Source organism: Pseudoalteromonas sp. Z9A4, from assembly GCF_011378845.1.
Taxonomy (GTDB): Bacteria; Pseudomonadota; Gammaproteobacteria; order Enterobacterales; family Alteromonadaceae; genus Pseudoalteromonas; species Pseudoalteromonas arctica.
The window spans coordinates 38,921-61,790 of record NZ_WTLA01000001.1; the positions used below are offsets into that span (position 1 = coordinate 38,921).

Sequence of the window (22,870 nt, forward strand, 5' to 3'; positions counted from 1 at the left end):
TTAATGTTTGAATTTTCTGATTTGGACGATCATGCCCATTCGTGGGTGGTCAAAGTAATGTACTTCACCACTTATTACACGTCTAAACTGAGAAAAACGGGCTGACTCTATATCACCATTTTCTAGTTTTTGGCTAATATCAAAATTAGCCGTAATATATAAATAATGTCGTAAGTGTATTTTAAATAAACCGTCTAGTTCCCATTCTGCTTTTGATTGGTTTGGGTCGTTAAACAGTTCAGGTTGTGAGTTTAATAAACTTACAAAATCAGGATTTGAATAGCTAGGGGTTACGTTGGAATCACTTTTAAGGTGTTTACCTGCTATTAAATGCATACTTGGAGCACGCGATTTACTTGCGCCTTCAAAGCGCCAGCCAGTATGTAGAATAGGTGTTAATCCTTTGCGATCTAGCTGTCGGTACTGCGCTTTAAATTGCAGTTGTTCTGGCGCTAATAAATAAGTTTGCTGCATATCATCTTTAGCGGGTGCTAGAGGTGTTACAGGTAGCTCATCGTAGCTTTGTAGGTAGTTTGTACTGTCACCGCATACACCCGATTGTGGGTTTGAATTAACTAATGAATCGGTAAAAGAGCGTTTTTGAAAACGCTCATCACCATCTATACAGGCTTGCATTGCTTGCTCTGTATAAAGAGGGGTCATTAAATCTAGAGAGTTTTTATCCTCAATAGCTTTGTGCTTAAGTGTAAAATCTTCTTGCAAATACGGAGCAGGGCGCTGCTTAAATACAAGCACCTCAACCTCAAACCAGCGTTCTGCAAATGCAGTGCTGCTAAACAAGCAGCATAAAATAACTAGCGATTTTTTTAGCAACATTAATGGCTAACCTTTTTTTCGAAATCTGCAATCATTGCAGTGACCATTTTTAAGCGTTCGCGAGCGTTAGCTTCACTAATTGCAAAGCGCAGTTTATTTGCGCCATCCATTTTGTACACCTTAGGCGCACTTTGTATCAAACCAATGATGAAGCTAGGGTTAACCTTAGTATCTTGGCTAAACTCAAAGTAACCACCTTTTGGATTTGCCTCAATTTTTGTTATCCCTAAATTACTTGCCTGCATTTTTAATAGTTGTAGGCTAAATAGGTTTTTAGCGGCATCAGGCAGTAAACCAAAGCGGTCTATAAGTTCTACCTGTAGTTCATCCATATCATCAAGGTTAGCACAACTAGCAACTCGCTTGTACATACCTAGGCGTGCATTAACATCGTGTATGTAATCATCAGGTAATAGTGCAGCCAGTTTTAAATCTACTTCGGTTTGTTTTTTAAGTAGATTTTCAAGCGTTGGCTCTTTTCCTTCACGTAGCGCATTTACGGCTTGCTCAAGCATTTCCATGTACAAACTAAAGCCGATTGTTTGCATTTGACCTGATTGATCGTCGCCAAGTAACTCACCGGCGCCACGAATTTCTAAATCGTGTGTAGCGAGAGCAAAACCCGCACCTAAATCTTCCAACGATTCGATTGCTTGTAAGCGTTTACTCGCGTCTTTAGAGAGTGCTTTAGGGTCACCTGTGAGTAAATAGGCATACGCTTGATGATGGCTTCGACCAACTCGTCCACGTAATTGGTGTAATTGCGCAAGGCCAAGTTTATCTGCTCTATCCATAATAATGGTATTGGCTGTCGGTACATCAATACCGGTCTCAATAATCGTGGTACATACCAGCACGTTGTATTTTTGATGATAAAAGTCAGTCATTATTTGCTCAAGCTCTTGCTCGCGCATTTGACCATGGGCTGAGGTGACGCTTGCTTCAGGCACCCATTCACTAATTTCTTGCGCAACACGGTCAATAGTTTCCACATTGTTATGCAAAAAGTAAACTTGGCCACCACGTTTAATTTCACGTAGTACAGCTTCGCGTATTAGTTCTACATCGCGTTGGCGTACAAAGGTTTTTACCGCTAAACGTTTAGCCGGTGGCGTTGCGATTATTGATAAATCGCGCATTCCGCTCATGGCCATGTTAAGTGTACGCGGTATTGGCGTTGCAGTTAGTGTGAGTATGTCTACATCGGCACGCAGAGCTTTAATTTTCTCTTTTTGGCGAACACCAAAGCGATGCTCTTCATCAACAATGAGTAAGCCTAAATCGTTAAATTTAATGTCATGCTGAATAAGTTTATGTGTGCCAATAACTATATCGAGCTTACCGTTCGCCATTTTTTCAAGCGTGTCTTTTTGCTCTTTAGTGGAGTTAAAGCGCGAAAGTACACCTACTTCAATAGGAAAATCAGCAAAGCGGTCTTTAAAGTTTTCAAAGTGCTGCTGAGCCAGCAAGGTGGTAGGCACTAAAATGGCTACCTGCTTATCATCGTTAACCGCTACAAAAGCAGCACGCATGGCCACTTCTGTTTTACCAAAGCCTACGTCACCACACACTAAGCGGTCCATGGCTTGCTTTGATTGCATATCCCCTAATACCGCTTCTATGGCATTACGCTGATCGTCAGTTTCTTCAAACGGGAAGCTATCGCTAAATTGGCGATATGCAGGGGCATCTAGGGTAAATTTATTACCGGGTTTTGCTTGGCGCTGAGCATAAATATCAAGTAATTCGGCGGCAACATCGCGGACTTTTTCAGCCGCTCGTTTTTTAGCTTTTTCCCATGCATCTGAGCCAAGCTTATGCAGCGGGGCGCTGGCTTCTTCGCCACCCGAGTAGCGGCTAAGCATATGCAGTGCAGACACTGGCACGTACAATTTAGCTTCACTTGCATATGTGATGGTAACAAACTCAGTAATTACACCTGCAGCATCAATTGTTTGCAAACCTTGGTAACGCCCAACACCATGGTCGAGATGCACAATAGGTTGGCCTTCTTTAAGCTCAGCTAAATTCCGGATTAGCGCATCTTGGCTGGCTTCGTACTTGTGCTTGCGGCGTCTGCGCTGAGATACTTTAATGCCTAGGAGTTCTTGCTCGGTAATAATAGAAAGGCTTGGTTTAGTACCAAGTACTACACTTTGTTCAAGCGGGCTTACTATTAAACCTACATCACTCGCGCTTTTTGTAAATTGTTCGAGTGTTTCAAATTCTTTAAATTTTAAACCGCTGGGTTTTAAAATGCTCAGTAATGATTCGCGACGACCGTCCGATTCAACACTGAGTAATATGCGGCCTTTTTTCTTTTTTTGCTCTGCTACATAATTTATAAACGCGGCATAAGGTTCATGCTGCTTATGATCAATTCGAATAGCAGGCAGCTCGCTAACGCTTAAGTTTTTATTGCCCGCTTTAGTACCAAGCTTTGCAAGGGATAAACGAATACGTGCAAAATTGCCTAAATTAGAAAACAGCTCTTCAATAGGCTGATAAAGCGCATTGGGTTCAAGTAATGGACGAAGTGGGTCAACTCTGCGGTTCTCATAGCGTACATTTACATCGTGCCAAAAGGTGTCTGCCGCGTGCTCTAAATCACCCAGCTGCATAACAGTTGTCGTATCTGGCAAGTAGTCAAAAATAGTTGCTAGCTTTTCAAAAAACAACGGCATGTAGTATTCGATACCGGCAGGCCAGTTACCTTTGCTTACTTGCATGTATACAGAATCTTGCTGCGAACTTGCACCAAATTTTTCGCGGTAGCTTATTCTAAAACGTTCAATATCAGCGTCGTTAGTAGGAAATTCATGCGCTGGAAGTAGCTCAATTTTATCTACTTTTTCATCAGAACGCTGCGTTTCTACATCAAATAAGCGAATGGTATCGAGTTCGTCATCAAAAAAGTCGAGTCTAAATGGATGCGGGCTACCCATTGGGTATAAGTCAACGATAGAGCCGCGTATAGCGTATTCGCCGTGCTCCATTACTTGTTGAACATTTAAATAACCAGCTTGCTCTAAGTTGTCACGAAAGTTATGTGTGTCTAGCTTGTCGCCCACTTTAAAGTTTATTGTTGAACCATAAATAAACGAGGCCGGGGCTGTGCGCAACATTAAGGTAGATACAGGCACAATTAACACACTTTGTTGTTCTTTTTTTAAGGTATTTAAAGTGGCTAAACGGGCTGAAATAATATCTTGATGGGGAGAAAAGTGATCGTATGGCAGAGTTTCCCAATCAGGAAATACCATTACTGGGTTATCGGGTAATAAATATTCTAATTCTGTTTCAAGGCGCAGTGCGCTTGGTGTATCAGGCGTAACAATCAAGACTAAGTTGTCTTGTTGTTTAACGCCTTCAGCAATGGCAATACTTAAACCACTTCCGCTTAGCTGGCCCCATTGAATTTTATCTTTATGAGATTTTACCCAAGGCAAGGCTGCCCATTGCTCAAACGCCATTTATTACTCCATTTATAGTTGGCTCTTAGCAAGTAAGAGCCATCTTGAGTTAAGATTACTTAGTCTCGGTATATTTTTGTTAGGTCTTTATAGTGATCAATTCGTCGGTCACGCAAGAAAGGCCAAATACGTCTTACGTTTTCTGAGCGTTTTTGATCAATTTCAACCACTAAAATTTGCTCATCAGTATTATTAGCCTCTGCTAATAATTCACCTTGTGGGCCTGCAATGAACGAATTCCCCCAAAACGCAATACCATCGCTTTGCGCACTTGGGTCACTTTCATGGCCGACACGGTTACAGCTAATTACTGGTACACCATTGGCAACAGCATGGGCACGCTGACTAATAACCCACGCATCTTTTTGACGAGTTTGCTCAGCAATGTCGTCGTTAGTATCCCAACCAATAGCGGTTGGGTAAATTAACACTTCAGCGCCTGCCATTGCCATTAAGCGGGCAGCTTCAGGAAACCATTGATCCCAACATACTAGCACGCCTAATTTACCCACCGAGGTTTGAATAGGCTCAAAACCGATATCACCAGGGGTAAAATAAAATTTTTCGTAAAAACCAGGGTCATCAGGAATATGCATTTTGCGGTATTTACCTGCTATACTGCCGTCTTGCTCTAATACAACCGCAGTATTGTGATAAAGGCCCGTAGCGCGTTTTTCAAATAAAGAAGCGACAATAACAATGCTTAGCTCTTTAGCAAGCTCACCTAAGGCGTTACTGCTAGGGCCTGGAATGGTTTCGGCTAAATCAAATACGTCAACGTTTTCGGTTTGGCAAAAATAGAGGCTTCGGTGTAGCTCTTGAAGTACAACCAGTTTTGCACCTTTTTGAGCGGCTTCACGAATGGCACTCATTGATTTTGCCATATTGTGCTGAGCGTTATCGGTATTGCTTTGTTGCACTAACGCAACGGTTAATTTTGCAGGGCTTGTCATTGTGCTGCTCCAGCTAAAAATCCACGAGGTAATTGCATTGTAATACAGTGCAGGCTGCCAAATTGTTCAATTATTGGTTGGCAATTAACGCCAATAATAGTGTGTTGTGGGTATGCTTTTTGAACTTGTGCTAGAGCACGTTCATCATTGGCATCATTATACGTTGGCACAAGCACAGCATTATTAATAATTAAGTAGTTAGCGTAGGTAGCCGGTAAGCGTGTTTGCTCATCGTCATAAGCGGCTTTTGGCCACGGTAACTCAATTAAGTTATATGGGGTGTTATCGGCAGTTTTAAAGGTTTTTAGTTGTTTTTCCATTGCATCAAGTGCGCTAAAGTGCTCATCAGTTTTATCGTCACACTGCACATATACAAGGGTATTATTTGGAGCAAAGCGCACTAAGGTATCAATGTGGCTGTCGGTGTCATCACCGGCTAAATAGCCATGATCAACCCATAAAAAATGTGTTGCGCCCAAGTGCTCTTTTAAAAGTACTTCTATGTCAGCAGGGTTTAAATCTGGGTTACGGTTTTTGTTAAGCAAACATTCGCTGGTTGTTAGCAACACACCATGCTCGTTTATTTCAATACCGCCACCTTCAAGTACCATATCGAGCGCTTGATATTGGTTGTTTATGCTACTTAGCTCTTTTACCAAAGTACGATTAATTTGATTGTCTAATGCGCTTTCAAATTTATTGCCCCAACCATTGAAAGTAAAATCATATACTTTTAGTTGCTCTGGTGAATCAATAGCGGCGCAAGTAAGCGGGCCATGATCGCGCGCCCAGGTATCGTTGGTAGGCGTTACTACAAAATGAACACGATTAAGAGAAATGTCAGCGCTATTTAGCAATGCTGTAATATGCATTTTTAAGGCACTGTTATGCGCCACAATAACAAGCTGTTGCTGCGTTGTTATATGCTTAGCAAGCTCAATATATACAGGTTCTACACGTGCTAAATTATCAGCCCAATCTGTGTCTTTATGAGGCCATGTAAGCATAACAGCGTCTTGCTCGGCCCATTCTGGTAAAAGTCTAAAGTTCATGAATTTTATATACTAATTAAGATGACGCTAGTTTAGCATTTTACATAAAGATGTCAGCTAATTATCACTGTTTAGGTTGGCTTGGTTTTGATCAAGTTCTTGACGTTTTTTAAGTTGGCGGGTTTGAGCATGTAAACTTGCTCTAACAATAAGTTCTTGGTCAGTGGTTCTAATTGCGGTAAAGAGCATGGTGTATTGATAATGTTCGTTATCTTGTTTTTCTACTGCCACAACTTCGGTGTAACAATAAACCGCAGAGGCTTCGTGGTGCAAAAACAGTTTTGTTCTAAATGCTTGGCCAATTGAGTGTACTTCGGGTGATGTAAAGCGAATACCGCCACCGCCGTAGCTATCACATTGTATTGCATTATCTTGGGCTTGTTCTGAGGCCAAAATATGGCTCATTATTAAATCTATTTTACGTGACTGCGCTTGTAAAAATGTAGCTAGCTCTTGTGCTATATCGCCCAAGTTACGCAGTGGTCGTAACGAGCTTTGCTCAAGTTCACTTACTTCATTTGCTAATCTAAATAGTGGGGGGATATCGTCTTCTAGCTCAAGCTGCGATTTAGGAACTTGTCCGTTCGATACGGCGAATAAATTCACTCTTATACTTTCATTAATTTGAAAGTACTGCTCAAACTCACCTAATCTTTCACTATTCATTATGTTCTCCACCACGTATTTATTTAATAGTAGCGTTGTGAGTACTAAATTGCTAGCAGATAAAATAACTCATAGTGGGCTAAATGCTTTGTTTACATTCAATTTTTAACATACTGATTATGAAAATAAATACACTAAGACATATTTAGGGGTAGTTATAAAAAAGCGGCCAATGTCATCCTAACATTGGCCGCTTGGGTATTGATTCATCAGCGCATACTTATTTAAGTAGAGCGGCTAATTCATGTAAATCTTTCACAACGTGATCTGGTTTTTTAGCTAATGGGTAAAGTGCTTTACCTGGGCGTGCAATGAAAGTGGTTTGTAAGCCTGCTTCTTTTGCGCCAGCAACATCCCAGCCATGGGCTGCAACCATCATAGCTTCATTTGGTGCTACATTTAGCTTTTTAAGTACCCATTCATAAGCACGTAAGTCTGGTTTGTAAATTTTAATATCTTCAATGCTGTAACGTGCATCAAAGTAAGACATTAAACCAGCGCTTTCAAACTGTGCCTTTACACCTTTGTTTGAAGAATTTGTAAGGCTTACTAACTTATAGCCCTGAGCTCTAAGTTTTGCCAGTCCTTCTTTAACATCGCTGTGTGGAGGAAGCGTTAAAAGAGGCGTAACAATAGCTGTTTTAGCTTGTTCACTTGTAATATCAATATTGTTGTTTTGAGCTACCATAAGGAGTGACGCCACCCCGATTTGCCCAAAGTCGTGATAACTACCGCTTACTGTATCTACTAATGAATGGTGCAACATAGTTGAAAACCACAGTGGTAATAAATCTTCACGTCCGCCTAGTGCTTTACCGATAGAGGTACGCATTGACGTTAAATCAAGTAGGGTTTCGTTTACATCAAAAATAAGCACTTTGGGCTTTGTTTGTTCTTTTGGTTCATCAGCGACTGCATAACCAGATACAAGGCTTGTGCCTACAAGTAGTGAAAGAGTAAGTGTTTTTAACGATTTTAAAATAGACATTAGTTATTCTCCGATTCAAGTGCTGCGATAATATCAATAGGTTCTGCGCGTAGGGTGTAGTCTTCGTTCAAAAATGCGTATGTAATAACACCTTTTTGGTTTATCACATAAGTAGCCGGTAGCGGCAATTTAAAGCTTTTATCGCCGTAGTAGTGTTCAAAATCAATACCAAATTGTGTGTACAACGCTTGAATACGCTCATCGAGTGTAAACAATAAACCAAATTGTTCAGCTACTTTATTACTAACATCTGAAAGCACATCAAATTCAAGGGCGTTTTTTTGTGCAGTTGAGAGAGTTTCATCAGGCAGTTGTGGTGATATTGCGACTAACTGAGCACTTTGAGTTTTAAATTGCGGTAAGTAGTCATTAAGTGCTTTTAGCTCTAAATTACAATATGGGCACCAGCCACCACGATAAAAGCTAATAATTACCGGGCCTTTTTTTAATAAATCCGCAAGGTCAATGTTTTCGCCTTTATGATTGGCTAGGCTAAAGTTTTCTACTTTTTGACCAATTTGCAACGCATTGTCTTTAATATGCTGTGCAATAAGTTCTTCGTTTTTAGTGTTCATTAATGCTAAAACGTCAGCCGGTAACTTGGCATCTTTTTGTACGTTATAGGCATCTATTTGCGCTTTTAAACTCATGATTGAACCTCAATAATTAGACTATTTGCAATTATAGTGTTTTACATATTTAAATAAACATTGCAAAACTGAAAGCTTCATTCGAAAATGTTAAACATTGAAAAGTGCACAATGGCATCTTTATGTATAATTTAAGCGACCTAGAAACATTTATAGCAGTAGTTGAAAATAAAGGGGTGCTTGCTGCCGCGCGTGAGCAGCGTTTATCGCCTGCAACGGTAAGCCATCGCTTAAGTAAATTAGAACGTGAGCTTGCAACAGTACTTGTTTTTAGAGATAGCCGACGAGTACGGTTATCTCCCGCAGGTGAAATATTTTATACGCGAGTTGGCGCTATAATGGAGGCGCTGCACGACGCTGAGCATAGTATTGGTGCGCGTAGTTCATCTGTGAGTGGTTTATTACGCGTGACTATGCCCCCTTGGATTTTTTCAAAATACGTAATGCCAAGACTTAATGAGTTAGAGCAGGCCTATCCTGAACTTAAACTTGATTTTTTAATTACTGATCATTTTGTAAATGTGGTTGATGACGCACAAGATGTGGCAATTCGTGTAGGACAATTAAATGATTCCGGTTTACTGTCACGAAAAATAGTAAACAACAAACGTATACTTTGCGCAGCTCCTAGCTACATAAAAAAATATGGCATGCCTAAAAGCTTAGCTCAATTGAGCGAACACTATTGGGTTTGCCTGCCGTGGCAGCGCCAATTAAAGCTTTTTGATGAACAAGGTAAAACACATACTTTTAATGCAAGAACACGCTTTACTATTTCTAATTCCGACAATATGACTCAAGCAGCCATTGCAGGTCATGGCATTGCAATTAAATCAATGATAGCTATTCATGAAGATATTAAAAATGGCATTTTAGTTGAAGTTATGCCCGGTGTAATGGCACAAGATGATGCACCAGTTTGGTTTTTGCGTCCGCAAAATAGCTTAACTACCCGCAAAACCGATGTATTTTATGACTTTATGAAATCACTATTTTTGAGCTGCGAATAAGCGTTTAAATGAGCGTTTTACTCCAGTTAAAAACAAATAACCAGTAAGCTCGGCAAGTAAGGCAACTATAATAGCTGCAACAATGGCGGCTATAATAGAGTCTTTTTTTAAAATGATTTGACCTTCGAAGCGTTGCCACACTTGTTGCTTTACATCACTCATGCCACTGATCATAGTAAAAATATATGGAGATTGCGCAAACCTATTTACAGCGATTTGTAAGTCTTGTTGTCGTGTGTAAAGTGTACTGATATTACTTGCACCTTTATTCACAATCCCATCATCAATATTTTTATAATGTTTAATTAGCTTATTTAAATCATCATTAAAATACTTAGCTGCATCGCTTTTAAAAGGCGCAATAGCATTATTAGCTTCAATTAATTGGGCTGATAATGCTTGGCCAAAATCGCTTACAAATGCAGGAATTTGCACTCCAAGTAGTAAACCGAATGCAAAGAAACTAAGTCGGATATAATCTAAAAATTTACTCATTTATCTTCCTATACATTTAAATAACCCAGAATTAACATTTGAGCTTGTTTTTATATCAAAAACTCGTAATCTAATGGGGCGTGTTGACCTTTGTGGATTGAAATTTGTTCAATCGAGGTACGATTTAATCGCGGCGCGAGGTTTGTAACCTAGCGGGCTAAGTCAAAACCGAGCAACAAAGAGTTAATCGTCCCTAGAAAGAACCCAACGGGCAGCGCATGTTTGGCATTTATGCTGCGTTATCACCTATTTATGGGGAATAACCACACTACATAGGCTCTGCCTTGCCTAAATACCAAACGTACTGCTGCAAATTCAACCACGAAAGGCCAACACGCCCTAATAATAAAAATAACAACAGGTGGATGTTAAGGATGACGAAAAAAGTAAAGTTCACGTCAACATTTGTTGATATATCTAAACAGCTCAAACGTTTTGTATCGCGCATTGTTCAACCCGACGATGTAGAAGATATTGTGCAAGAAACCTTTGTAAAAAGCTACGAAGCTGATTTAAAGCAAGATATACAGTTTACCCGCAGTTACATGCTTAAAACAGCAAAACACCTAGCACTTAACCATATAGCTAAGTGGGACAACAAATTTAATGATTCGTTAGAAAATGATAACGAATTACCCGTATTACTCAAATCAATGAAGCTTGAAGATGAATACACATCTAAAGAGCGTTTTTTACTTTTTTGTAGAGCTACTGAGCAATTAAGCTCATCGATTCGTAAATGCTTTATATTAAAAAAAGTTTACGGCATGAGCCAAAAAGAGATCGCAGACCAAATGCAGTTAAGCCAAAGCACTGTTGAAAAACACATTGCCAAAGGATTGTTACAAACCATGTTGTACATGCGTGAACATGAGCAAAGCCCTCAAACAAACCCTAAAGCTCAAGCACACCCTATCTCAGTTAAGAGGGTCGCAGAATGAGTAATGTTCATCAATTTAATTCAAAAGATTTAATTTTAGAAAAGTCATGTGATTGGATAAGCGCGATTGATCGTGGTTTAACTGATGATGAAAAAGAGCAATTTAAATTATGGATGATGCAAAGCATCGCCCATCAAGACTCTATATACGAGCTTGCTCAGCTTTGGGATGAGCTTTCGGTATTAAATGAATTAAGTCATTTATTTCCTCAGCGTAACAATACTAAAGCATCAAAAAATAAGTGGATGTTTTCTTACTCAATTGCAGCGAGTTTATTTGCAGCACTAATGGTATGCAGTTACTTACTAATTAATTTAGAAAACGGCTATAACCAAGAGCTTGCAAAAGTTAACTACACTAAAATTTACAAAACAAAAGTAGGCGAGCAAGCAACGTATGTATTGCCAGACGGCACTATAGTGCAGCTAAATACTAATAGCTTACTAGAAGTTGCTTATAGCAAAGGCCGCAGGCAGTTGTTACTTAGTCGAGGAGAAGGGCGTTTTAATGTAGCAAAAGATGCCACGCGTCCGTTTAGTGTTATGGCCGGCGACAAAAGTTTTACCGCACTCGGTACCGTGTTTAATGTACAGCGTAATACCTCATCAGATTTAGAGCTTGTTGTTACCGAAGGCAAAGTGATGATCACCGACCCTAGTGTAGCGGTTGACGCAAATGACTTTAAAGATTATCAGCTTGCAGATAACAGCACGCAAAAAATTCGTCAAATTAATGCCAATATTGTTACCTCAGGTGAAAAAGTAATTATAGAGCAGAGTGTTACAAAGCCAATTACCCAGCTTTCAATGAACGACGTACAACGCGATTTGGCATGGCAAAATGGCATGCTTATTTTTAATGGAGAAGAGCTAAGCGATGCTTTACATGAAGTAAGTCGCTATACCGCCACACGTTTTGAGCTTTCATCAGCCGAGCTTGCCAGCATTAAAGTAGCTGGGGTATTCAAAGCGGGTGACGTTGAAGGTTTACTAGAAAGTTTACAAACTAATTTTTCGATTGATCATGAGCGTTTAGGTGAGCATGTAGTAACGCTAAAACACCATACAGAATCATAAGTAGACGTTATGCAAATCAAACTAATGTTAGATAAAGTTGCATCAATAAAGATTGAACGTAAAAAAAACATTAAAAAGAAGAAACGAAACCATAGAGGATTTTTGTTTGTCAGCTGTTTATATAAGTTGCGCAGTAACCAAACGCATTTATTAAGTGGATTTAGTGTGCTTGTACCGGCTATTTTTAGCTTGAGTGTACAAGCAGCAACTCAAACCACTGGGCAAATGGTGCAATTTGATATAAAAGCGCAGCGAGCAGACAAAGCCTTAATTGAATATGCTAAACAAACAGAGCAAACCGTGGTGTTTTCTTATGAGTTGGCAAAGCAGTATGACGCAAATTCAGTTTATGGATTTTACACTCAGCTAGATGCCCTAGAGGCATTATTAGGTGGGACTGAGCTCGATGCGGTTGTTGATCAAAATGGTTTACTGAGTATAAAACTCAAACAAATCAACAGGAATGATAACAACATGATGAAGCTTTCAGCGGTCAGTGCAGCAGTATTACCAGCTTTACTTGCAGTAAATTCGCAAGGTGTAAACGCAGCAGAAGAAGTCGCTCAAGAAAAAATTGAAAAAATTGCTATTGTCGGTAGCCGTGTAGCAGGACGTTCAGTTGAAGATTTACCCGTTCCAGTAGATATCTTAAGTGCAGAAGCGCTTGAAAATACAGGCCAAACAGAAGTTGGTCGTATGCTACAGTCTATCGCCCCTTCATTTAACTTTTCAAGCTCTGCAATTAGTGACGGTACTGATGCTTTAAGACCTGCGACACTTCGCGGTTTGGGTCCCGATCAAACATTGGTGTTAATTAACGGCAAACGTCGTCACCAAGCAAGTATTATTCATATTAATGGCTCTGTTGGGCGTGGTACCGCAGGTACTGACATGAATGCAATACCAGCCTCTGCAATTAAACGCATTGAAGTATTACGTGATGGCGCTGCTGCTCAGTATGGTTCTGATGCTATTGCAGGTGTTATTAATATTGTGCTTAAAGATGGTAGCGAAGGTGGCAAAGCGGCTATTAACTACGGTCAATATTCTGAAGGCGATGGCGAAACCATTAACCTTGATTTTAATAAAGGCTTTGCGCTAGGTGATGACGGTTATTTAAATACAACTATCAATTACCGTGACCGTGCACCTACTAACCGTGCAGGTTTACATGGCTCTTGTCAGTTTTATGGTTGTACAGAACTAAGTGACGGTACTTTACTTGCTGGCGATCCGCGTGAGCTGACAGCCGATCGTGATACATTCAGAATTGGTGATGCTGATTCTCAGCAGTTTGGTTTAACAATTAATACCGGTTACGAGTTAGGTGATGGCGAGCTTTACGGCTTTATTACTTACTCAACACGTGAAAATGAGTCGGCTGCATTTTTCCGTCATAATGCAAATGCAGGTGGTAACCCAGTACTACAAGATAATGATGCGACGATTCCGCTAGGTTTCTTACCAAAAATTAATACAACTATCGATGATATCTCGTACAACTTTGGTTATAAAACTGAGTTTGATAACGATGCAAGCCTTGATTTATCTTACACCTATGGTGAAAACAGCATTGATTACACGACAAGTGACACTATCAATGCCTCATACGCTAACTTTTTACGTTATGACCAAGGTTTAAGTGCTGCTGATATTCGTACAACTATCCCACGTGAAGCATACGCTTATGGCATGGAATTATCACTGCAAACAATCAATATTGATTTTACGCAAAACTTTGATGATTATTCTTTAGCAATGGGTGCAGAAATCCGTACTGACGAATATCGCATTTTAGAAGGTAATGAGTACGCATACCGCGATTACGATACAACCAACGGTGTAAGTATTTACAACGGCTTAAGTGGTGGTGTTGGCTCTGAAGATGCATCAGGTGGTTCACAAGGTTTTGGTGGTTCAGCTCCTGCGTCATCAGTTGATGAATCGCGTGATGTAATTTCATTTTACATAGATGCAGAAGCTTATGTGATTGAAGATGTAATTTTATCGGGTGCACTTCGCTACGATAACTACAAAGGCTTTGGTGATACAGTAAACTTTAAGCTTGCTGGTAACTGGTCTGTAACCGACGATATTTCACTACGTGGTGCATTAAGCTCAGGTTTTAGAGCGCCTTCAATGCAGCAGCTTTACTTTAATAACGTAAGTACGCAATTTGTTGTTGGTACTAATGGTAATTTAGTTGCAGAAGAGGTTGGTACATTTAGAAATGATTCAACACTTGCGCAAAGCTTAGGTATTCCAAAGCTTAAAGAAGAAAAATCACAAAACCGTAGTTTAGGTATTGTATATAACGTTACAGATAATATTAATGTAACCGTTGATTACTACTCAATTGATATTGACGACCGTATTGTAATTAGTGACCGCTTAGGTAAAGGTTTATCTACAAGCCTTGATGCTGCACTAAATAGTGCGGGTGCTGGCGTAGGTCAGTTCTTCTTAAATGGTGCTGATACAGAAACTCGTGGTGTTGATTTTGTAGCAACGTGGAACACTGAAGGTTTAGGCGGCACGCTTGATTTTACACTTGCAGCTAACTTTACTAAAACAGATGTTGTATCGTTATTTTCGCCTGCTGGCTCAAGCCTTGAGACAGTAAACGTAGAAGATATATTTTCAGCTGAAGACATCTCTATTATTGAAGAGTGGCAACCAGAAGATCGTATTAACTTAAGTGCGCTTTATCAACGTGACGATTGGACAGTTAACCTGTCACTTAATCGCTTTGGTGAGTACACAGTAGAAGATGGTGGTCGTCAAACGTATGGCGCAGAAATTTTAACTGACGTTAAAGTTAACTACTTCGTTACTGAAGATTTGTCGGTAAATATTGGTGCAAATAACTTGTTTGATGTTTACCCAGATAAAAACGAAATAGGTAACTCTCGCTCAGGTACTATTGTGGATGCTAGTGGCAACACAGTAATAAGTAGCTCAGGTGTGTTTGACTACTCACGTCGTTCTGCTCCATTTGGATTTAACGGTGCTTACTACTACGTAGGCGCAGAATACCGTTTTTAATTAATAACCTCCCTTTCGTTATTTAACTCAAAGGGCCGTAAGGCCCTTTTTTTGGTTTTATATTGGGCTGTTTTATTTAGAAATCAAACTTATTGAATAATCATCGTATTGCTTAATATTATTCATTACACTCATTAAAGTATTATGTGTACTGTTTTCGTCTGCGGTTATAAGTACCGAACTTATTTCATATTTAGCCGCGAACATCGCTAAATTAGTCGCAACTTGCTCTAAATCAATTAACCTCCCTGAAAAATATACTCCGTTGCTTTCATCAATTCTAAATAAAGCATTTTTAACAGGCTTATCTATTTGAGGGCTGTCGAGTGGTCGGTTTAATTCAATAGCTACAGGTTTTACAAAAGATGTGGTTACAATAAAGAAAATTAGTAATATGAACACTATGTCTAACATCGGGGTCATATCTACATCAGCATTATTTTGCAGTTTAGTTAGTTTACTTTTCATATTGGACCTTATTTTTAATTAAATGCTGCGGCGCCACAGCAAGGTTTTAGGTACCTATTAACAAAATTAGCACAGCAAAAATAAAGCGTGGTTAAATAAATATTCTAATAACATTAAATATTTGTATTCATTATGTATTTAAAATGTGGCGAAATAAGGTGGTGTTTGTAGCAATCTGCTTATATGGGGTCTATATGGCATCGTTATAGTGTGATTTAATTCGTTAAATTGCTTAAAGATTTATGCAGATTGGTATTAGAGGCAATAAAAAACCCAGCGCTAGGCTAGGCTGGGTTGTATTTATGCGTTATGTAAGCTTACTGCTTTTGCATACGGCTCATTTCTGCATGGCAGCTTTGCATTGTTAATAATGTTTTAGCCAGTGCAGCTTCGCAATCAGCCGGTTGTGGTTTATCCATAGCGGCTTTAATTTCTACAAGCGTTTTATCTTCTACTTCTTCAAGCTCTTTTACATACGTGCTGTCGTTATGTGAGGTGAATGTAGTAAGTAAGGCTGTGTATGCACGTCGTGCTTCAACTGCGAAAGATGAACCATCTTCGCGTTCGCCTTTTTCATTAATTGCATATGGCTGCAAGCGCTCAACACTCACTTTTCGGGCATCTATCATGCGCTGAAAAAGTGCGCCAATAGCAGGGTCTTCAACTTTTTCCTGTGCTTTTTGATAAAAATCGATGCCGCTGTTCATAACTTGAATGATGTCAGTAATATGATTTACTTCTGATCCTTGATGGGTGTTCATAATGACCTCTTTAATTAAATGAATGTATAGTTCAATTTAATTAAAGCAAGGTGTGTTCCAAGTTCATGACTTGTTTTAAGTTTATGTTTATTAACGGTTTGTTTTTTGTTTTTGGAGTTGCTAGGTTAATAGAGTAGGTATTAACCTAGCAATTTTTACATTATATTGTGTAATAAAGTTATTTTAGCTCTTCAGCTACTTCAGCTACTTTTTGGCGTAACCAGATGTGGCTCGCATCGCGATGTAACAGTGGGCTCCAAATCATATCAAGCTCAAAAGGAGGAATTGGAAACGGTGGCTCTAAAATTTTAAGCCCCGGATCATCTAAGTATATATTTGCGGCTTTTGAAGGAAGGGTCGCAATCAAATTTTTCTCTTTAGCTAAATGAATCGCTACATGGTAGTTACGCGTAAAAGTGGCAATGTTACGATGTTTACCAAAGTGGGCAAGTGCTTCGTCAACCCAACCAAGTTTTTGCACATCTTTAGGGTCCATGCCCACGCCTACACCAAAACCTGTTTTACTCACCCATATATGGCGCGCTTTTAAGTAGCTGTCGAGGCTAAAGTTTTCAATAATAGGGTTGTCGGCCTTAACTAAGCAGCAAAAACTGTCTTTCCAAATACGTTTATGATGAAAAGACTGAGGTAAGTTTTCAAAACGGTTGATTGCCATATCTACTTTACCGTTTTCTACGTCATGAAAGGTTACATCACTTGGTGTGAGTATATCTAAAGTAGTATCGGGGGCTTCTTCGTGTAGTTTACTTAAGAGCTTTGGCGCTAACGTACTTGCAGCGTAATCACTGGCCATTATTCTAAATACACGTTTACTCTGGCTTGCCTCAAATTCTCTATTAGGTGCTAGGGTTTCTTCAAGCGTCATTAATATGCCACGAATAACGGGTTGTAACTCTAAAGCGCGCTCTGTCGGGACCATACCATCGCTGGTACGAACTAAAATAGGGTCGTTAAATAAGTTACGAAGACGTTTAAGGCCATTACTCATTGCGGGCTGCGTAATACTCAATTGATTAGCAGCGCGTGTTACATTGCATTCTCGAAGCAATGTATCGAGATAAACGAGTAAATTTAAATCTATTTTACTTATATTCATTGTGTGTCCTTTGCGTCTACCAGTGATGGATAAATCGCTGTGCTGTCGGGTAAGGGTAAATATGACTTACCTGCCCATTTTTTATATTTTGTTGAGCCTGCTTCCAAAAGCTAACATCTATAAGCTCTGGATGAGTGCTGAGGAAAAACTTTTTATACATAGGATTAGGCATTACAAATGTACATAACTGCTCTGGGAATACATCTTGTGGTGCAACAGAGTAACTTTGTTCATCCATTAAATAATCGTCGTAGCTCTTTGCTTTTGGTAATGCTCTAAAGTTCATATCTGTTAGGTATTGAACTTCATCGTAATCGTAAAAAATAATACGTTTGTGCTTACTTACACCAAAGTTTTTTAAGAGCATATCGCCAGGAAATATATTAACGGCAATCATTTCTTTTAGAGCTTGCCCGTATTCTTCAATCGCGTCTGCGGCACTTTCTTCATCAGCATTTTCTAAAAATAAATTGAGTGGTGTCATGCGCCGTTCAATATATAAATGCTTGATGATCAACCATTCGCCTTCAATTACCATTGATGAGCCAATTGTTTTATGTAATTGCGCAAGTAAATTACTATCAAAACGTGCCAAAGGAAATACGACGTTAGAATACTCTATGGTATCGGCCATTCTGCCAACGCGATCATGGTTTTTTACTAGTTGATAACGCTTTAATACGGTATCACGGCCGAAGGGCTTACTTTCACCAAATTTGTCTTTTATTACTTTAAAAACATAACCAAATGAGGGAAGGGTAAATACCATCATCACCATACCGGGAGTACCCGGTGCAATTGTAAACTCATCATTAGAGTGAGATAAGTGATTTAAAAACTCTCGATAAAACTCAGTTTTACCCTGCTTATGAAAACCCACTGCGTTATAGAGCTCAGCAAGTGTTTTGTTTGGCATAAGCTGATTCAAAAACCGGACAAGTGCTGAAGGTGCATGAGTCTCTACCATAAAGTAGGCGCGGGCAAAGCCAAAAATGACACGCATTTGAGATGATTTAGTTAAAAGTGCATCTAAATATAATCCGTCATCTTCATCGTGCAATACGGCGATTATAAAAGGCTGAACCCCACTTTTTGAAACAACACGACCAACAATATAAGCTGCTTTATTACGATAAAAAGGTGTGTGCAAAATATCAAAGCGCATTTGCCAAGGTTGGTGATGTGTATCGGGTGCTTGTTTATAAAAAGCTTTAACAAGAAGGCGAATATCACGCTCTAAATTTACAAATGGGGCTTTAAAATCAAAATGATTAATAATGCGTTTTATTGTTGGCTTTAGGCCATCAACTACTGGAAAGTATGTCCTATATTCGGCCTCAACAGGCACTGAAGGAGCATCTTTCAAAGTTGCTTCTACAAATATAAAGTCATTATGAAAATAGCGCCTATGGTACAGCCTGCAAAATACAGAATTATAAAAGGTTTCGGCGAGTTCTGCTTGAGGGTGGAAACATAAAAAGTGCTGATATATCTTTTTAACTTCGAGCCATAGGCTTTCATCTAATTGCTCTGTTGGGGTTTCTTTTTTTAGCGCTTGTGTGGTTTCGTTAACACGATCATCATAATAGCTGATACGCAAACGGCTGATATCATTAATTGCTTGCCAATCTTTTTTTGCAAAGGCGAGAGGGGCTTTGGCCGTTGTTTTTTGAAATAGCTGATAGTGCCTTTTAAAACCCGTTAAAATTAATTCAGCAATATGGCGAGGCTGCATTTACACTCCTTAATAGTCCTTAGAGCTTATACTCTATTATGTTAAGGGTATGTTATTTTAAGTTTAAAACCAAGATAAATATTACTCACTATTTTGGAGTGATTTATTGGTATTGAGCTATCTTTTTTTCGAGTATTTTAATTTGTTTAGTAATAACCAATACGTTTTTTTTGTACTCTTTATTAATTGTTTTTAGTGTTTTAGTAATGTCTTTGGTAATACGCTTTTTATCTTCAACGGCTAGAATATGATTTAACCGTTCTTGTTGTTTATATTCAGCACGCTGCTTGTTACGATCAAGTATTGTTAGTTTGTGGTTATTACTGCGAAGCTCTGCCTGTAAACCTGACAGGAGTCTTTCACGTTCAAGCTCATTTAGTTGTTTAGTGTAATCAATTTGAGGGCCTGAATACTGACTACCCGTTGTGTTAACTTTATAAGTTGTTGCTTCGTCGTCACAGGGGAATTGAGAAAAGACAGTGCCTTTTTCTGTTACACATTTGTAGTAAGTGGTATCGCTAAAGCTAAAAAAACTGATAAGTAAAAAGCTAGAATAGAGAATATAACGAGAAGTTTTAAACATGTATGCCGTCCTTGATTTTTATATTTTTTAGTAAAACAATATAAAACTATAACCTAGCTTGGTGGTATATCAAGCTAGGTTAGGATAACGGCTATTGGGTGAAGGTTTTAAGCTTTTTAATACTCTGTACTAAAAATGGTATATCTAAACCTTGTTCAATAGAAAAACCTTCAGCGGCAGAGATGTTTTTAAAGTTACCATCTGAATCTATTAAGGTAATCCTATCTTTTTTATAGGCTATAACAACACCCTGAGAGTAGTTAACGCCCATATCATCTTTTTTCTTGTATAAATTAACGCCCAGCATTGTTTGCTTAGCAATGGCTTTACAATTTAAATATTGGCCAACACTTGTTGCAATTAAATCGCTAGGTTGAATAAGTCCATCTACTTTAGAAATACGTTTGTCGGAGCTATATAAAGTTGATGTTGTTACTACTTCTTGCTTGTTATTGGCAAGACTAAAAGCAAAAACCTGTGTTTTATCATCTCGTACAACGGCGTTATCGCTACTTTTAATAACTCTAATTGCGCTAGAACTATGTGCTTGATCATTTATAAAACTAAGTTCTTCCACGCCGGTTACTTCAATGCTGCGGCGCTGACTTTGCCATGCGGGAAGAGTTTGATCTCTTAAAATTGCTGCTTTATAAAAAGCTGGCAAACCATACACTAAGCTAAATAGCATATCGTCGTGATTAGTTGGCTGTAAAAACTGCTCTGTTTTGTGTAAGTTTTTATTATCGGCAACAAATTTAGCGAGTTGTTGCTCGGTTTCAAATACAAAAATATCTACATTGGCTTGTGTGTAGTCTTCACACTTATCAAGCGGGCTTGGCATTTGATAACTAATGTTTTGGTTATTAATTTTTACGTTATGTGCTTGCTTATAGCTTTCTATATCAAGCAGGTCATTTTTAGCTAATAAACTTTTAGCGGTAGTAGGGTATGACAGTGGTAGTACATTATCTTGCTTTGTTACATCAAAGTTTAGATTGGCGTCAGCCCAAATATGAATACTGTGGCTAAGTGAAAAGCACACGATTAAAAATGAAATTGCGTAACGTGCAAATTTATATTGTTTTAAGCGCTCAAGATGGTGCCATGTGTAATTACTTACAAATAGCTGAAAACCTAAAATAATTAATACAATCCCACTGGCTAAAATCGTTGTTAAAGCAGGTGAACTGGTTAAGCGATGCCATAGTAGAGAAATAATCTCAGCTGAGGCAGATATACTTAGGTGATAACCCAAATTAACATACACATAAGCATCAAGAGTAAGCAGTGATGCGCCCAGTGTGGCTATAACAGCGGCCATGCCACGTATATGCCGTGGGTAGGGGAAAATTAAACTAAGCGGAAACACCGTCAGCACAAATGCTAAGAAGGCTATAAAACTAGTATGGCTCAGCCACGTAACTAGCATGTAGGTAATGCCCATAAAGCTTGTTGGTGGCGAGTCGGCAAATAAGTAGCTTAAGCTAATAAATAGCGCCAAGCCAATATTGGCAAAAGTAAACCAATGGCCCCAGCTTAATAGCTGACTCGCTTTTGATGAAAATTGATTGTGCTGCGATAAATTCATAGAGTTTATTTAACCGACTGTGATAGAGCTTTTGCAAAGTTCTCAGTTACGGCTTGTCTTTTCCCTGTTGGTACATGCTCTTTTAAGATATGCGTGATAGAATTTCCTAAACACATAAGGCTTAAATCTACCGGCGCATTGTGTTTAGTTAGCACATCAATAAGCTGATCGACGATTTGTTCTACTTCTTCATTAGAGTATTTTGATAAGATTGGCATCAGTTGGTTCAATAAAATAGTTATATTCTCGTATTTTAACACTAGAGGCGTGAAAAACAAAGATGACAACAGACGTTAAAAAATTAGTCGTTCACTATGTAGACAAAAAAGACGACGATACGCAAATTCACCTTCGAAATGATGAGATGGTAATTAACGATAAAGTAGCCGTTTTTATCGAACAATTACATCATGCATATAATGGCAAGCCAGGTAAAGGTTACTGTGCTTTCAGTGGTGATAAAAACAGCGTTGTAGCCTCTGCAATGCAAAGCTACCGTAATAATGAGTTAGGCTTTTGGCATATGACCGAGCAAGCCTCAACGGTTTTAAAAGAAGAGTTTGATAAGTATGCATTTAGCGAAACAGGTTATTTAGTATTTTGTCATTATCAGTATGTTGCTACCGATTACATGTTAATTGCGATGATTAACATTAAAGAGCATTATTCTATGACCTCTGAGCTTGATTTAGCGGCTTCTCGCCATTTAGACATCTCTCGCATGCAACTCGCTGCTCGTATCGATTTAACAGCATGGGATACGCAAGCAGAAGATAATCGTTATATTTCGTTTATCAAAGGACGTGCGGGTCGTAAAGTTGCTGACTTTTTCTTAGACTTTTTAGGCTGTGAAGAGGGTATTGATTCAAAACAGCAAAGCCAAGTAATGCTTAGCGCAGTAGAGGATTATTTATCAGAGCAACAGTTTGATAAATCAGAAAAAGACGATTTACGTAAACAAGTATTTGATTACTGCAATGATTGCGTAACCACAGGCGAAGATGCAAGTGTGAGCGATCTATCTACAACGCTTACAAAAGGCGATGACAGCCCGTTTGATAGTTTTTGCAAAGAGCAAAGCTATGACTTGGAAGAAACTTTTCCCGTTGATAAAAAAACAGTTACCAGTATGGTTAAGTTCTCAGGCCTTGGTGGGGGTGTAAGTGTAAGTTTTGAACGTAAACACTTAGGTGAGCGCGTAACGTACAACGAAGCAACCGATACACTAGTGATTAAAGGTATTCCGCCAAACTTGAAAGATCAGCTACAACGTTTTATGGAAAATGAAAAAGAGTAAACTCATTTGAGCTAGTTGAAAGTTGATTTAAGAGTGCGATATTTATATCGCGCTTTTTTGTATCGGTATCAAAATTCATTGAATCGGAACAAGGCCACTAAAATATCTATTGTACAAAGAGAAGTGAAAGAGGAG

20 protein-coding genes are annotated in these 22,870 nt (G+C 38.9%); 5 read left to right on the top strand and 15 right to left on the bottom strand.

Annotation, left to right across the window (positions count from 1 at the left end; all coding sequences use genetic code 11):
• The 7 genes from GQR54_RS00145 to GQR54_RS00175 all read right to left on the bottom strand — a co-directional run bounded on the left by GQR54_RS00145 (position 1) and on the right by GQR54_RS00175 (position 8,619).
• Entirely contained in the window at positions 1-837 is an 837-nt protein-coding gene (locus GQR54_RS00145; protein WP_165722269.1) for a peptidoglycan binding protein CsiV, read from the bottom strand.
• Positions 837-4,310, bottom strand: a complete 3,474-nt coding sequence (gene mfd, locus GQR54_RS00150; RefSeq protein WP_166376160.1) for a transcription-repair coupling factor — start codon at positions 4,308-4,310, stop codon at positions 837-839. The genes GQR54_RS00145 and mfd overlap by 1 nt, the downstream gene beginning before the upstream one ends.
• Positions 4,311-4,369: 59 nt before the next feature.
• Positions 4,370-5,263 (bottom strand): carbon-nitrogen hydrolase, encoded by an 894-nt coding sequence (locus GQR54_RS00155; protein ID WP_166376161.1) that lies wholly within the window; start codon positions 5,261-5,263, stop codon positions 4,370-4,372.
• Positions 5,260-6,315 (bottom strand): agmatine deiminase family protein, encoded by a 1,056-nt coding sequence (locus GQR54_RS00160; RefSeq protein ID WP_166376162.1) that lies wholly within the window; start codon positions 6,313-6,315, stop codon positions 5,260-5,262. The genes GQR54_RS00155 and GQR54_RS00160 overlap by 4 nt, the downstream gene beginning before the upstream one ends.
• A 57-nt stretch (positions 6,316-6,372) precedes the next feature.
• Entirely contained in the window at positions 6,373-6,981 is a 609-nt protein-coding gene (locus tag GQR54_RS00165; RefSeq protein WP_166376163.1) for a PilZ domain-containing protein, read from the bottom strand.
• Between the two features lie 220 nt (positions 6,982-7,201).
• Entirely contained in the window at positions 7,202-7,969 is a 768-nt protein-coding gene (locus GQR54_RS00170) for a haloacid dehalogenase type II (protein WP_010554072.1), read from the bottom strand.
• Positions 7,969-8,619, bottom strand: a complete 651-nt coding sequence (locus GQR54_RS00175) for a peroxiredoxin-like family protein (RefSeq protein ID WP_166376164.1) — start codon at positions 8,617-8,619, stop codon at positions 7,969-7,971. Before GQR54_RS00175 ends, GQR54_RS00170 begins: the two co-directional genes overlap by 1 nt.
• A gap of 122 nt (positions 8,620-8,741) precedes the next feature.
• Between GQR54_RS00175 and GQR54_RS00180 the strand changes: the two genes are divergently transcribed.
• Positions 8,742-9,629 carry a LysR family transcriptional regulator gene (locus GQR54_RS00180; protein WP_007585683.1) on the top strand — a complete coding sequence of 296 codons (888 nt, stop codon included), beginning with the start codon at positions 8,742-8,744 and terminating at the stop codon, positions 9,627-9,629.
• Here GQR54_RS00180 and GQR54_RS00185 read toward each other — a convergent pair.
• Positions 9,609-10,124, bottom strand: coding sequence for a DUF2937 family protein (locus GQR54_RS00185; RefSeq protein WP_166376165.1), 516 nt, complete (start codon positions 10,122-10,124; stop codon positions 9,609-9,611). The two genes, GQR54_RS00180 and GQR54_RS00185, sit on opposite strands and share 21 nt — an antisense overlap.
• A 374-nt stretch (positions 10,125-10,498) precedes the next feature.
• Here GQR54_RS00185 and GQR54_RS00190 point away from each other — a divergent pair, with 374 nt between their 5' ends.
• From GQR54_RS00190 to GQR54_RS00200, 3 genes are read left to right on the top strand one after another with little or no spacing between them, the layout of a single operon-like run.
• The gene (locus GQR54_RS00190; protein WP_002961494.1) at positions 10,499-11,065 is read left to right on the top strand and encodes an RNA polymerase sigma factor; all 567 of its coding nucleotides are present in this window, start codon (positions 10,499-10,501) and stop codon (positions 11,063-11,065) included.
• Positions 11,062-12,141 carry a FecR domain-containing protein gene (locus tag GQR54_RS00195; protein ID WP_166376166.1) on the top strand — a complete coding sequence of 360 codons (1,080 nt, stop codon included), beginning with the start codon at positions 11,062-11,064 and terminating at the stop codon, positions 12,139-12,141. Before GQR54_RS00190 ends, GQR54_RS00195 begins: the two co-directional genes overlap by 4 nt.
• A gap of 9 nt (positions 12,142-12,150) precedes the next feature.
• Complete coding sequence (locus GQR54_RS00200; RefSeq protein WP_166376167.1) at positions 12,151-15,186, top strand: TonB-dependent receptor; 3,036 nt, start codon at positions 12,151-12,153, stop codon at positions 15,184-15,186.
• A gap of 72 nt (positions 15,187-15,258) precedes the next feature.
• On the opposite strand, the gene GQR54_RS00205 is transcribed toward GQR54_RS00200, so the two are convergent.
• The 7 genes from GQR54_RS00205 to GQR54_RS00235 all read right to left on the bottom strand — a co-directional run bounded on the left by GQR54_RS00205 (position 15,259) and on the right by GQR54_RS00235 (position 21,656).
• Positions 15,259-15,654, bottom strand: a complete 396-nt coding sequence (locus GQR54_RS00205) for a biopolymer transporter ExbD (protein WP_024594385.1) — start codon at positions 15,652-15,654, stop codon at positions 15,259-15,261.
• 317 nt (positions 15,655-15,971) lie between these two features.
• Positions 15,972-16,415, bottom strand: coding sequence for a PA2169 family four-helix-bundle protein (locus GQR54_RS00210; RefSeq protein ID WP_007585695.1), 444 nt, complete (start codon positions 16,413-16,415; stop codon positions 15,972-15,974).
• A 178-nt stretch (positions 16,416-16,593) separates the two neighbouring features.
• Positions 16,594-17,532 (bottom strand): LysR family transcriptional regulator, encoded by a 939-nt coding sequence (locus tag GQR54_RS00215; protein ID WP_002961484.1) that lies wholly within the window; start codon positions 17,530-17,532, stop codon positions 16,594-16,596.
• A 16-nt stretch (positions 17,533-17,548) separates the two neighbouring features.
• Positions 17,549-19,267 carry a bifunctional isocitrate dehydrogenase kinase/phosphatase gene (aceK, locus tag GQR54_RS00220; protein WP_166376168.1) on the bottom strand — a complete coding sequence of 573 codons (1,719 nt, stop codon included), beginning with the start codon at positions 19,265-19,267 and terminating at the stop codon, positions 17,549-17,551.
• A gap of 103 nt (positions 19,268-19,370) precedes the next feature.
• Complete coding sequence (locus tag GQR54_RS00225) at positions 19,371-19,850, bottom strand: DUF4124 domain-containing protein (protein WP_166376169.1); 480 nt, start codon at positions 19,848-19,850, stop codon at positions 19,371-19,373.
• Between the two features lie 91 nt (positions 19,851-19,941).
• Positions 19,942-21,438 (bottom strand): DUF3413 domain-containing protein, encoded by a 1,497-nt coding sequence (locus GQR54_RS00230; RefSeq protein ID WP_166376170.1) that lies wholly within the window; start codon positions 21,436-21,438, stop codon positions 19,942-19,944.
• 5 nt (positions 21,439-21,443) lie between these two features.
• Positions 21,444-21,656 (bottom strand): DUF1414 domain-containing protein, encoded by a 213-nt coding sequence (locus tag GQR54_RS00235; protein WP_007375276.1) that lies wholly within the window; start codon positions 21,654-21,656, stop codon positions 21,444-21,446.
• Between the two features lie 62 nt (positions 21,657-21,718).
• On the opposite strand from GQR54_RS00235, the gene yejK reads away from it, so the two are divergent.
• Entirely contained in the window at positions 21,719-22,735 is a 1,017-nt protein-coding gene (gene yejK / locus GQR54_RS00240; protein WP_166376171.1) for a nucleoid-associated protein YejK, read from the top strand.
• Positions 22,736-22,870 lie beyond the last annotated feature (135 nt).